At 65.4% G+C, this 12,813-nt stretch carries 11 protein-coding genes; 2 read left to right on the top strand and 9 right to left on the bottom strand.

Translation table 11 applies throughout. From position 1 onward, the window contains the following. Window positions 1-2: 2 nt before the first annotated feature. From INQ42_RS03245 to INQ42_RS03225, 5 genes are read right to left on the bottom strand one after another with little or no spacing between them, the layout of a single operon-like run. Entirely contained in the window at window positions 3-1,949 is a 1,947-nt protein-coding gene (locus INQ42_RS03245) for a type IV pilus secretin PilQ (protein ID WP_407070781.1), read from the bottom strand. 19 nt (window positions 1,950-1,968) lie between these two features. Beyond that, window positions 1,969-2,523 (bottom strand): pilus assembly protein PilP, encoded by a 555-nt coding sequence (locus INQ42_RS03240; RefSeq protein ID WP_194035114.1) that lies wholly within the window; start codon window positions 2,521-2,523, stop codon window positions 1,969-1,971. Continuing rightward, window positions 2,523-3,188: a type IV pilus inner membrane component PilO gene (locus INQ42_RS03235; protein ID WP_194035113.1), complete on the bottom strand. Its 666-nt coding sequence runs from the start codon at window positions 3,186-3,188 to the stop codon at window positions 2,523-2,525. The genes INQ42_RS03240 and INQ42_RS03235 overlap by 1 nt, the downstream gene beginning before the upstream one ends. After that, the gene (locus INQ42_RS03230) at window positions 3,185-3,973 is read right to left on the bottom strand and encodes a PilN domain-containing protein (protein ID WP_194035112.1); all 789 of its coding nucleotides are present in this window, start codon (window positions 3,971-3,973) and stop codon (window positions 3,185-3,187) included. The genes INQ42_RS03235 and INQ42_RS03230 overlap by 4 nt, the downstream gene beginning before the upstream one ends. Then, complete coding sequence (locus tag INQ42_RS03225; RefSeq protein ID WP_194035111.1) at window positions 3,973-5,031, bottom strand: pilus assembly protein PilM; 1,059 nt, start codon at window positions 5,029-5,031, stop codon at window positions 3,973-3,975. The genes INQ42_RS03230 and INQ42_RS03225 overlap by 1 nt, the downstream gene beginning before the upstream one ends. A gap of 245 nt (window positions 5,032-5,276) precedes the next feature. On the opposite strand from INQ42_RS03225, the gene INQ42_RS03220 reads away from it, so the two are divergent. Both INQ42_RS03220 and INQ42_RS03215 read left to right on the top strand, forming a co-directional pair. Beyond that, complete coding sequence (locus INQ42_RS03220) at window positions 5,277-7,781, top strand: penicillin-binding protein 1A (protein WP_194035110.1); 2,505 nt, start codon at window positions 5,277-5,279, stop codon at window positions 7,779-7,781. 69 nt (window positions 7,782-7,850) lie between these two features. Then, complete coding sequence (locus INQ42_RS03215; protein ID WP_194035725.1) at window positions 7,851-8,528, top strand: hypothetical protein; 678 nt, start codon at window positions 7,851-7,853, stop codon at window positions 8,526-8,528. 52 nt (window positions 8,529-8,580) lie between these two features. Here the strand turns inward: INQ42_RS03215 and INQ42_RS03210 are convergent, their stop codons facing one another. From INQ42_RS03210 to INQ42_RS03195, 4 genes are all read right to left on the bottom strand, one after another. After that, window positions 8,581-9,873 (bottom strand): citrate synthase, encoded by a 1,293-nt coding sequence (locus INQ42_RS03210; protein ID WP_194035724.1) that lies wholly within the window; start codon window positions 9,871-9,873, stop codon window positions 8,581-8,583. 252 nt (window positions 9,874-10,125) lie between these two features. Beyond that, a complete protein-coding gene (locus INQ42_RS03205; protein ID WP_043957864.1) occupies window positions 10,126-10,368 on the bottom strand; it encodes a type B 50S ribosomal protein L31 in 243 nt (80 codons plus the stop codon). A gap of 75 nt (window positions 10,369-10,443) precedes the next feature. After that, window positions 10,444-11,385, bottom strand: coding sequence for a nucleoside hydrolase (locus tag INQ42_RS03200; protein ID WP_194035109.1), 942 nt, complete (start codon window positions 11,383-11,385; stop codon window positions 10,444-10,446). Further along, window positions 11,382-12,800, bottom strand: coding sequence for a M28 family metallopeptidase (locus INQ42_RS03195; RefSeq protein ID WP_194035108.1), 1,419 nt, complete (start codon window positions 12,798-12,800; stop codon window positions 11,382-11,384). Before INQ42_RS03195 ends, INQ42_RS03200 begins: the two co-directional genes overlap by 4 nt. Window positions 12,801-12,813: the final 13 nt, after the last annotated feature.

Genomic DNA, 12,813 nt, shown 5'->3' with positions numbered 1-12,813 from the left:
GATCAGTTGCGGTGGCTGCGCTGCTGTACCTCCAGCACCTTCGGCGTGACGAAGATCAGCAGTTCCGCCTTCTCCTTCTGGCGACCCTTCTTCTTGAACAGGTTGCCAAGGAAGGGGATGTCCCCCAGGAACGGCACCTTGCTGGCGTCTTCGCGGTCGCGGAACTCGTACACGCCGCCGACCACGACGGTCTGGCCGTCTTCCACCAGCACCGCGGTGTTGACCTCGCGGGTGCTGATCTGGGGCACGTCGCCGATACCGGTCTTGACGAAGCCCTCGATCTCGTCCTTCTTGACGTTGAGGTTGAGGAACACGCGGCCGTCGTTGGTGATGGTCGGGGTGACCTTCATTTCCAGCACGACTTCCTTGAACTGCACGCTCGGGGTCGCCACACCACCCGCCGTCGCCGGCTGGATGGTCACGTAACCCACTTCCTGACCCTGCTTGATGATCGCCTCACGCTGGTTGCTGGTGACGATACGCGGGTTGGAAATCACCTCACCACGGCCCTGGGTCTGCATCGCCGACAACTCGATGTCGAGCAGGTAACCGGCGTTGAGGATCGACAGCGCAACCGCGCCGGCGGGGTTGGCGACGGCCAGGTTGCTCATCAACCCGCGAGTGATTGTGGTTGCGGCGCTGGAATCATTGACCGAATTGAGGTTTTCCTTGTTCGCCTCGAGATTGCCGCTGAAGCCGACATTGTCCTTGGTGCCGCTGACCCCAAACCGCGCGCCCAACTCACGCGAGAAGCTCTCGGTAGCAACAACGACGCGCGCCTCGATCACCACCTGGTCGACCGGACGGTCGATCACGGCGATGAGTTCCTTCATCTCGGCGACTTTCTTCGGCGTGTCGCTGATCATCAGGGTGTTGGTGCGCTCGTCGGCGACCAGCCGTCCACGCGGGGACAGGAAACCGGTGTCGGTGTTGCTGCTGCCACCGCTGCCGCCACCGCCGCCACCCGAACCGCCCACGCCCTTGGCTTCGGTCAGCGCCGTGTAGATCTGGCCGGCGTTGTGATAGTTGATCTGGATGTACTCGGTGACCAGCTCGACGCGGTTGGACATGGCGATCCGCGCATCTTCGCGGGCCTGCTCATGCTGGGCCAGCTCGGACTGCGGGGCCACCCACACCACGTTGCCGCTGCGGCGCTTGTCCAGCCCCTTGGCCTGCAACACGATGTCCAGCGCCTGGTCCCACGGCACATTGATCAACCGCAGGGTCACGTTGCCGCTGACACTGTCGGCGGCAACGATGTTGAGGTTGGATTCCTCGGCCACCAACTGCAGCACCGTGCGCACCGGCACGTCCTGGAAGTTGAACGTGACCGGACGGCCACCGTAGACCTTGGTCTCCGTCGTCGATACGCCACTGGTTGCGCCCATCGCCGGCGCACGGCTCGACCTGGCAGCCGTGGCCACCTCGGCGCGCGGCACGATCTCGACCACGTAGTCCTTGCCCGTCTGGTAGGCCATCGATTCGAACGGGCCGCCGGTGTTGAGCACCAGGGTGGTGCCACCGCCGCTGCTGCGCGCCTCGATATTGTCCACAGGAGTGGCAAAGTCGGACACGTTCAGCGGTCGCTGCAGGTTCGCCGGAAGCGAAGCGTTGGCCACGTTGATGACCACCGAGTTCCCTTGGCTGCGCATGTCCGGCGCAGCACCTTCGCCGGTGAAGCTCAGGATCAGGCGACCCGCGCCGCCATCGCCGCGCTTGAAGTCGATGTTGGACACCGAGACGGTTCCGGGGACCTGTTTGGCAGGATCCGGGCTGGAGGCCGGTGCGACATGCGCGCCGGTCATCTGGCCCGGGTTGGCACCTACCGGTCCGGCGGCGTGGACGCCGCTGACGGCGGCCATCGCCCCCAGCAGCAGGCCCAAACCTGTATTGCGGAGCACCATGGGGCGCTGCGCACGTGGCGATCGTATGGCTTTATAAACGGTCATCGTGCTAATTCCCCAATCCTTATTGATCTTCCAAGGTGAGCGACGCCGGACGTTCCAGCCAGCCCCCCGCACCGTCCGACACCAGTTCCACCAACTCGATGCGGTCCTCGAACACGCCGGTCACCCGACCGTCGCTCTGACCCATGTACTCACCCCGGGTCACTTTGTAGGTCACCTTGTCGGGCGCCATCACCAGGGCCACGGTTGCACCGCCGCGGCCCAGCGTTCCGACCATGTCCAGCGAATCGAGCGGGAACTGCTCCAGCGGCACCTTGCGCCGGTCCGAATCCGGCCGTGGACCGCCGCCGTTGTCGCGGTCGGTGAATGCGTTGCTGAAAGGATCCCGCAGGCCGTGCGCTGCATATTCGAAGGTTTCGAACTGCTGCATGATCGGCAAGGGATCCAGCGGTGGCGCCGGTCGCGTCTTGACGTCGGCGACCCAGCCTTCCAGGTTCGGCGCGTCGCCGTAGGTGCTGGTCACGCCGCGCGTGCAGCCGGCCACGGCAACCAGCGCCACGGCTACCAGCAACAGGCGTGGCGCTCCCGCACGGCGGCGGATGGTCGAGTTGCCCATCATTTTGCCCCCTTCTTTTCAGCTTCCGCGGCAGCGCTTTGCTCCGCCATTTCTTCTTCGTCCAGGTAGCGGTAGGTCTTCACCGTCCCGGCCAGCTCCAGCGGCGAGTTGGCGGTGATGCCCGTCTCTTTCCCGGCACCACGTGGCTTCAGCGAGATGTCGTGCATCGTCATGATCACCACCCGTGGGAGCGACGCCACGCCGCTGACGAAGCCACCGAACTGGTGATACGAGCCGACCATGCGCAGGGAGATGGGCTTCTCGGCGTAGAACTCCTTGGGCTGCTCGGGACCAGGCTGGAACAGCTCGTTGGTAATACCGGTCGCCAGTGCGGTCTGCGAGATGTCGACGATCAGGTCGGGCATCTCGGTCTTGCTCGGCAACTGGCGCAACATCTGCTGCAGTTGCTGCTCCATCTCGGCCAATTGCAGCTTCAGCGGCTCCAGGTTGGATGCCCTGCCCTGCTTGGTCTCGAAGGTGCCGCGCAACTCGGTTTCAGTCCGCTCCAGGCCCTCCAGGGTGTCGCGCTTGTCACGCACGAACAGCCACCAGCTGAGGCCCACGATCAGCAGGACCAGGATCACGCACAGGCCGACCTTGGCCTGTTGCGGCCAGCCGCCGATGTTGTTGAAGTCCAGTTCCTTGATATTGATTTTCTTGCTCACGACGCGGCTCCACTCTCACTGGCATCGGCCGACTCGGCCGGCGCGACGGGTTCCTCGGTTGCGTCGTCCGCCGGCTGTGCGATGTCGGCAGCGTCTTCACTGCGGGCAGCCGCACCTGCATCCGTGCCACCGCCCAGGGGGGTGACGGTTGCCACCGGCGGCTCGACAAAGCCGTCAGCCGCCGGGGTGAGCTGGGCGACCTGCTCATCGGCAACGCCATCGCCGTCCTCGTCAGTGGTCGCGCTGGGGTTGGCCAGCTTGACCTGCAACTTGAACTCGTAGGGAAGGCCCTGCTCAAAGCCCTTCGCCTCGATGATCGACAGTTCCGGACGGGTCATCCAGCCCGAGCCTTCCAGGTTGCGCATGTAGGTACTGACGCGCGCGTTGGACTGCGAGCGGCCTTCAAGGGTGAGCGTTTCGTTGTCCTGCTTGATGGATGTCAGCACGACGCCGTCAGGGATGGTGCGCACCAGCGAGTCAAACAGATGGACCATCTGCGAGCGGTTGGCCTGCAGCTCCTCGATCACTTCCTTGCGCGCCAGCAGCTGGGACTTCTTGCGGTCCAGCTCGTCGATTTCCTCGATCTTCTTGTCGACCTCGGCGATCTGCGCCTTGAGGTAATCGTTGCGCTCGTTCTGCCCGTCGATCTGGGCGTTGTGGTACCAGATGATCATGAACGACAGCACGATCGCACCCAGCGCAGACAGCGCCAGCAGCAGCATGGTGTCCTTCTGGCGCTGCTTGCGGCGCTCGGCGCGCCACGGAAGAAGGTTGATCCGTGCCATCAGTCAAAACTCCTCAATGCCAGCCCGCACGCGATCATCAGGGCCGGAGCATCCTGCGCGAGTGCATGCGCCTGCACCCGTGGTCCCAGCGTCATGTGTGCCAGCGGGTTGGCGATCATCGTCGGCACGCCCAGCTGCTCCTCGACCAGCGGCGCGATGCCCGCGATGGCCGCGCAGCCCCCGGCCAGCACGATCTGGTCGACCCGGTTGTGTTCGCTGCCCGCGTAGAAGAACTGCAGCAGGCGGCTGACCTGCTGTACGAGGGCTTCCTTGAACGGATCCAGGGTTTCCGTCTCGTAGGTTTCCGGCAGTCCGCCCTGGCGCTTCGCCAGACCGGCTTCCTCATAGCTCAGGCCGTAACGGCGCATGATCTCGTCGGTCAGCTGCTTGCCGCCGAATACCTGTTCGCGGCTGTAGATGCTGCGGCCATGGCGGATGACGTTGAGCGTGGTCATCGTGGCTCCCGCATCGATCAGCGCGACCAGACCGTCGCGCGGGATGGGCAGCTGATCGGCGATGAGGGCGAACGCGTTCTCGATCGCGAACGCTTCGACGTCCATGACCTGGGGGATAAGCCCCCCAAGCTCGAGCGCGGAGGCACGGACCTCGACGTTCTCCGAGCGCGATGCGGCCAGAAGCACCTGCACCGACTCCGGGCTGCCGGGCATCGGCCCGAGCACTTCGAAGTCCAGGTTCACTTCCTCGATCGGGTAGGGAACGTAGTTGACCGCTTCCAGCTCGACCTGGGCTTCCAGGTCATCGCCGTCCAACTCGGCCGGCATCGGGATCACCTTGGTGATCACCGCCGATCCGGACACGGCTGCTGCAGCGTGCTTGGCGCGGGTGCCCGAGCGGGCCATGGCGCGCTTGATCGCCTCGCCAACCGCCTCGGGTTCCACGATGTTCATTTCCACCACCGCGTTGGGTGGCAACGGCTCCACCGCGTAATGCTCCACGCGATACCGGTTGCCAGCCCGCGACAGCTGCAGAAGCTTGACCGCAGTCGAACTGATATCCACGCCGACGAGTGCCGGCTGGCTCTTCTTGATGACGCCCAAAGTTATCTCCCCTTGCCATCAGATGCTGTACGCACCGCTTGTGGCCGATCCTTAGATAACGGACTTTTCACAAGCCCGCAAGCACTTCCATCCCCAACTGCCCACCAGTGCCCGTTTCTGTCGCAAATGGGCTTGCCCCTTGGCGCAGTATTCCAGACCCGCGGCGTCTTGTCTTGATACCCAGCGCCCGCTTCGCGGTCCTCTATACTTGCCGATTGCCGAAACCGTCATCCGGACCTCATTCGATGCATCTTCGCTTTCGACGTTTCCTGCGCTGGGCCGTGCTGGCGGCGATCGGCCTTGCGGTACTTGGCGTGCTGGCCCTGGCCACCGTCTATTACCTGATCTCGCCCAAGCTGCCCGATGTGGAGTCACTGCACAACGTCGAGTTGCAGGAGCCGATGTACGTCTATGCGCGCGACGGCCGGCTGATGGCGGTGTTCGGCGAGACGCGACGCTATCCGGTTGATATCGCCGATGTGCCCGAGCATCTGAAGCAGGCCTTCATCGCCATCGAGGACAGCCGCTTCTACGAACACAACGGCGTGGACTACCGGGGCGTTGCGCGGGCCGTGTGGCTGTTGGCCACCACCGACGACAAGCGGGTCCCGGGTGGCTCAACGATCACCCAGCAGGTTGCCAGGCAGTTTTTCCTGAGCTCCGAGTACAGCTACACCCGCAAGATCGCCGAGATGATGCTTGCCTGGCGGATGGAAAACGAACTGTCCAAGGACGAGATCCTGGAGCTGTATCTCAACAAGAGTTTCTTCGGCAACCGTGCGTACGGCGTTGCTGCAGCGGCGGAGTTCTATTACGGCAAGAAACTCGACGAACTGGATCTGGACGAGATCGCCTCGCTGGCCGGCATTCCCAAGTTCCCCTCCAGCGGCAACCCACTCAGCAACCCCGACCGCGCGAAGATCCGCCGCGACTACACCTTGCAGCGCATGGCGGAACTGGGCTTCATCAGCGCTGCCGATGCCGCGTCGGCGCGCGCCGTAGCCATGCACGCCAGCCCGCACGAGCCGCCGCTGCAGATGTACTCGCCGTTCGTGGCCGAGATGGTGCGGCAGGAGATGATTGCCCGCTACGGCGCCGAAGCGCTGACCCGCGGCTACCACGTCATCACCACCATCGACCCGCAGATGCAGGCCGCGGCCAACCAGGCGGTCCGCGACGGACTGGTGATCTACGACAAGCGCCACGGCTGGCACGGCGTGGAGCAGCACTTCGATCTGGCCGAAGACGAGGACGCCGCTACTGCGCAAGCGCGCCTTCGCAGCATCTCCGCGCAGTCCGACATGATCCCCGCGATCGTCCTGTCGATCGAAGGCAGCAGCGCCAGCGTGGTCCTGCCCAGCGGTCGCGCGGTGACCCTGGACAAGGGTCAGGGCTGGGGCGGGCGCAGCCCCGCGCAGTTGCTCAAGCGCGGTGACCTGGTTCGTGTCCACCGCATCGAACCGGCGGCAAAAGACGCCGGCGCCACTGCAGCCGAACCGGCCCTGCCAAAGTACGAACTGACCCAGCTGCCACGCGCCGAGGCGGCTCTGGTGTCGCTGGAGGCTGACACCGGCGCCCTGCGCGCCCTATCAGGTGGGTTCAGCTTTGCCGGCAGCAAGTTCAACCGCGCGACCCAGGCCCGACGCCAGCCGGGTTCCAGCTTCAAGCCGTTCCTGTATGCCGCTGCGCTCGAGCAGGGCTTCAACCCGGCATCGGTAGTGCTGGATGCGCCGGTGGTGTTCAAGGATCGGCGCGGCCGCGAGTGGCGCCCGCAGAACGATGACGGACGCTTCTCCGGGCCGATGCGCCTGCGCGAAGCCCTGGTGCGTTCGCGCAACCTGGTTTCCGTGCGCCTGCTGGACACCATCGGTGTCAGCTATGCGCGCAAGTACATCAGCCATTTCGGCTTCGAGGAATCGAGTTTGCCGCCCAACCTGTCCATGTCGCTGGGCACCGCATCGTTGACGCCGATGTCGGTCGCGCGTGGCTACGCCGCTTTCGCCAATGGCGGATTCCTGGTGGATGCGTGGTTCATCGAAGAGGTCCGTGACCGTGATGGCGCGGTGGTGTTCCAGGAGAATCCGAAGACCGCGTGCCGGACCTGCCGTGGCACGGGCGCATCGGGCGGCGCAACGTCGGCGCCCGCTTCAACGGTGGTCGGCGGTTTCAATCTCGGCCCACCCACATCGGCTCCGACGGAGGCGACAGCGGAGGTGGATGTGGAGAAAGAGCCGCCGGCGCCGCCGCGTGAGGACATGATTGTTGCGCCTCGCGCCATTGATGGCCGGGTCGCCTACCAGATGGTGTCGATGATGCGCGACGTCGTCCAGCGCGGTACCGGCGTGCGGGCCAAGGAGCTGGGACGTGAGGACGTGGGCGGCAAGACCGGCTCGACCAACGAGCATCGGGACGCCTGGTTCTCCGGCTTCGGTGGTGACCTTGCGACCACGGTGTGGGTCGGCCGCGACAATTTCAAACCCCTTGGCCGCGGCGAGTACGGCGGCAAGGCGGCGCTGCCGATCTGGATCGACTTCATGCGCGCCGCGCTGGAGGATCGGCCGATCAGCCCCAATACGCCACCCGACGGCATGGTCCAGGTGCAGGTATCGGCGAACGGCACGCTCATTCCCGGCGCAAGCGGCGGCCTGACCGAGTGGGTGAAGGTCGAGGATCTGGAGCGCATGCAAACCGACACCGCGTACTATGACTCGTCGAACGAGCCAACCGAGGAATCCTTCGACATCTTCTGACGCGTGGCGCGTCGCAACGGGAGGCAGAACGTGACAAAACGCCCCCTGAAATCCACCCGCTCCGGCAGGATGGCCGGCGGGAAATCGGGCAAGGCGCGATCCCATCCGCGCAGTGATGCACACTCACGCATCCGCGATGGTGTCGCCCGGGAAGCCGCCCGGCTGATGGGCACCGGCGAGGCCGGCGACTACCCACAGGCACGGCGCAAGGCCTCCCAGCGGCTGGGCGTAACCGACAAGGCGCTGCTGCCCGACAACGAGCATATCGAGCAGGCGCTGCAGGATTACCAACGCCTGTTCCGTCCCGAAATCGCGGAACTGTCGCATCGCTATCGCGAGGCGGCGCTGGAAGCCATGGAGTTCCTTGCCCCCTTCCAGCCCCGACTGACCGGGCCGGTGCTGGAGGGCACCGCCGATGCGCAGAGCGTGGTCACCCTGCATCTGCATGACGACGATGCGGACGCGGTCGCCCACCACCTGCAGCAGCACGACATTCCCGCCGACACCGACCGTGTCCGGCTACGCCTGGACGCCCGACGCGACGAAGAGTTCCCGGTATGGCGGTTCTTTGCCGGTGATGTCGCCTTCGAACTGGTCGGCCTGCCATCGCTGCAGGTTCGGCAGGCGCCGCTTGCACGGGGAGACGACCAGCCGATGCGCCGCGCCAGCGCGAACCAGTTGCGACGCCTGATGCGGGACGGGGAAGCGTTGGCGGGGACGGCTTCCGGCACCGCCCCTCACCCATGAAAAACCCCGCTCAAGGCGGGGTTTTCACTGACAGCATGATCTCGCGAATCGATCAGCGCGTGTCCACGCCGACGTAGTCACGGTTGGCTGCGCCGGTGTAGATCTGCCGCGGACGGCCGATCTTGTTCTCCGGATCATCCTGCTGTTCAAGCCAGTGCGCCACCCAGCCGGCGGTGCGTGCGATGGCGAACATCACGGTGAACATCTCCACCGGGATACCCAGCGCCTTGTAGATGATCCCGGAGTAGAAGTCGACGTTGGGGTACAGCTTGCGCTCGACGAAGTAATCGTCCTGAAGCGCAGCCTCTTCCAGCTTCATCGCCACGTCCAGCAGCGGGTCGTTGATGCCGAGCTCGCCGAGCACCTCGTGGGTCATCTTGCGCACCAGGGCGGCGCGCGGGTCATAGTTCTTGTAGACGCGGTGGCCAAAGCCCATCAGGCGGAAGCCGGAATCACGGTCCTTGGCACGGTCAACGGCGGACTGCACGTTCTCGGGACGGCCGATCTCGCTGAGCATCTTCAGCACGGCCTCGTTGGCACCGCCGTGCGCGGGACCCCACAGGGCTGCAACGCCGGCGGCGACGCACGCGTAGGGATTGGCGCCGGTGGAGCCTACAAGGCGAACGGTCGAGGTGGAGGCGTTCTGCTCGTGATCGGCGTGCAGGATGAACAGCAGGTCCATCGCCTTGGCGGCGATCGGGTTGAGCTCCAGCGGCTCGCTCGGCACTTCGTAGAGCATGTGCAGGAAGCGCGTGGTGTAGTCGAGGTTGTTGCGCGGGTGGTTCAACGGCCAGCCGATCGAATGGCGGTAGCAGGCCGCCGCTATCGTCGGCACCTTGGCGATCAGGCGGATGGCGGCCAGGCGGCGCTGGGCCGGATCCTCGAGGTCGAGTTCGTTGTGGTAGAAGCTGGCCATCGAACCGAGCATGCCGACCAGCATCGCCATCGGATGGGCGTCATGGCGGAAGCCGCCGAGGAAGCCGGTAAAGGCCTCGTGGATCATCGTGTGATGGGTGACGTCGTGCTCGAAAGCGGCGAAACCGGCTTTGTCGGGCAACTCGCCGTTGATCAGCAGATAGGCGACTTCGAGGAAATTGGACTTCTCCGCGAGCTGCTCGATCGGGTAGCCGCGGTACAGCAGCACGCCCTCTTCTCCATCGATGTAGGTGATGGCCGACTTACAGCTGGCGGTGGCGGTGAAGCCGGGGTCGTAGGTGAAGCAACCGGTGGCGCGAGGCACCTTGGCGATATCGATGCACGGAGCGCCCAGGGTCGGGTGCTGGACCGGCAGCTCGACGGTCTTGCCGCCAACGGAGAGAGTGGCCTGATCGGCTGAGGCGTTCAGGCTGGACGACGTATCGGACACAAAAATGCTCCTGCTGTCTGCACGTTCGCGCACGGCGCGAAACGGGAGGGGGACAAAGGATCGCAACCAATGGCGAACACCCAATTATCGCACAATGCCCTACCGCATGGACGCGCCAGCGGTCGCCACGCGTGGCTCGATGCGTTGCACAGGCGTCGCTGAAACAACAACGGCCGCCTCTCGGCAGCCGTTGTCAAAACCCGTATATACAGCGCGTAGCGCCGCCGATGCTTACTTGGCGTAGCGCTTGCGGAACCTGTCCACGCGGCCACCGGTATCCATGATCTTGTGCTTGCCCGTGTAGAACGGGTGCGAGGCCGACGAGATGTCGATCTTGATCAGCGGATACTCGTTGCCGTCTTCCCACTTCACCGACTCCTTGCTGCCAAGGGTCGAGCGGGTCAGGAACTGGAAATCGCTGGTCACGTCCTGGAACACGACTTCGCGGTATTCGGGATGGATGCCGGCTTTCATTGGCACTCACCAATCTATGCGGAAGGAAGCTGACAATAATAGCGGGCTTTGCATGGACGGCGCAAGTCGCGCGACTCAGGTCGCGGCCAGGGCGGCCTGCACGCGCCGCTGGAAGCGGGGCCGATCGTAGCGCAAGAGGATTGACGCGTTGCCGCCAGCGTCGGACTGCTCAACGCGCCAGTCCACCACCGTGGCCCCGCGGGTGTGGCGCCCTTCCGTCTCGACCACCAGCACGCGCCGGGCGACATCGAGCGCGCTCTCGGGCTCCAGTGCGTGGGCCATCGCGAGCGCGTCGGCGGCGTACCAGTCATCGCCGCGCCGATCGGCCGACCATTCCCGGGTCTTGCGCGAGATCGCCTCGAAGAACTTTGCCCTCGGGCTGTCGGCGTCCAGCCACCGCAACACCTCGCCGTGCGGGAGACCGTGGGAAATCGTCGCTTCCCAGTCGACCAGTTCGAAGTGCGCGAACGCCGACAGCACGATATGCGCAGCCTCCGGATCAAAGGCGATATTGAACTCGGCGTGCGCGGTCATGTTGCCGTGGCCGGTGACCGCCCCGCCCATTACCACCAGCCGGGCGATCCGCGACGGCAGGCTCGGGTCGAGCTTCAGGGCCACCGCCAGGTTGGTGAGCGGGCCAAGCGCGACCAGCAGCAATTGGCCCGCGTACTGGTGCGACAGGCGCAGGATCGCCAACGCCGCATGCTCGGATTCGGCCTGGCGCTGCGAGGGCGCGTGGCCAACGTCGCCCAGGCCGTCCTGGCCGTGCACGTACGCCGCGTCGACCGCGGGGTGCAGCAACGGCGATGCGCAACCGGCAAACACCGGGACATCGGCGCCCACCACGTCGCATATCTTCAGCGCATTGGCGACGGTGTGCGCCAGGCCGACATTGCCGGCGGCGATCGTCAGGCCGACGACCTCGTGCCGCGGATCGTTGAAGGCCATCAGCAGGGCGAGGGCATCGTCGACGCCGGGATCGGTGTCGATGAGCAGGGGTATGCGTTGTTCAGTCATGGTGTGGTCTGGTCTTCCTTGATGGGTTCGCGCGCGACCGCCTTGTAGCCGCCGAAGCTGCCTGCGGCGCCGGGGAACACCACCGGGCTCTCGGCGCCGTCGGTGGACACAGCGGCAACGCCGAAGAAGTAGTTGTCGATGACCACGTTGCTGAGGGTGTACTGGGAGACGTTGCCGACGTAGCGGCTGTGGCTCCACTGGGGCTCGGTGGTGAGCCGCCAGTACAGTTTATAGCCGGCCAGGTTGGGCGCCTGCGCAGCCGGGACGGGCGACCAGCGCAAGGTGGTGTCCGCCGTTACCGCGCCCTCGATCTCGACATCCGCCGGCGGTGGTGGCGCGCCTGCAAGCCCGGCCAGCGTCACCGCATTGAGCGCCGTCAGCTTGGCGGCGTAGGCGAAATCGACGCCGTCGATGGTATCGCCGTAGACAACACCGTCCTCGGTGCGCAGATCCTGGTGCTGGCGATGGTAGTGCTCGTTGGTTTCCATCACCCGCACCGCGGGGGCGCCGATGTCATTGAACGGGCGATGGTGGCCGCCGCGGCCGAAGCGGTCCAGGCGGTAGACCATCATCACGTCCAGGTTGGGCACGTAGAGATCGGCCATCCGGTCGATGTAGCGGGCCAGGTTGCGCGAGGGCGAGTCCACCTCGCCGCCGGTGAAGCGGCGCGCGGTGGCCTGCTCGGGGGTTTCATCGAAGCGCGTGCCCTCGGCGAACACCCGCGCGGTCGTGTTGTCGATCACGCCGTTGAGCCCGGCGATGTTGCCGATCATGTCGTTGTTGAGGACCGCCTCGATCCGCCACCCGTTGTCGATCGCGTGCCGGGCAAGGATCTTGCCGCCGAACAGGCCCTGCTCCTCGCCGGCCAACGCGGCGTAGACGATAGATCCGGCAAAGCGGTGCTTCGACAGCACCCGCGCCGCCTCCAATGTGCCGGCGACACCGGACGCGTTGTCGTTGGCACCCGGCGCGTCGGAGGTGGCGTCCATCACGTCCGATACGCGCGAGTCGATATCGCCACTCATGATCACGTAGCGGTCGGGGTCGCTGCTGCCGCGCTGGATCGCGATCACGTTGACGATCTCGACCGGATCCGGGATGCGTTTCTCGCCGGAGACCACTTCGCTGACGTAGCGCACCTCCAGGCAACCGCCGCACTCGGCCGAGATGCGCTCGAACTCGGCCTTGATCCAGCGCCGTGCCGCACCGATGCCCCGCGTGTCGGACGTCGTATCAGACAGGGTGTGGCGGGTGCCGAACCCCACCAGGGTGCGGATGTCGGCCTCTATACGCTGCGCGGAGGGCGCGGTGCCGATCTGTTCCAGCTCGGGCTGGGTGGCCGGCGGCACCGGCGCGGCCGCGAGCGAGGACAGGGGCAGGCACAGCAGCAGGGCAGACATCAGCTTGGACCGCATGCGTGGATCTCCG

This window comes from Lysobacter avium (assembly GCF_015209745.1).
Taxonomy (GTDB): Bacteria; Pseudomonadota; Gammaproteobacteria; order Xanthomonadales; family Xanthomonadaceae; genus Novilysobacter; species Novilysobacter avium.
Note: the sequence above shows the minus strand (reverse complement) of the source record. Positions and strands in the feature narration are given on the sequence as shown.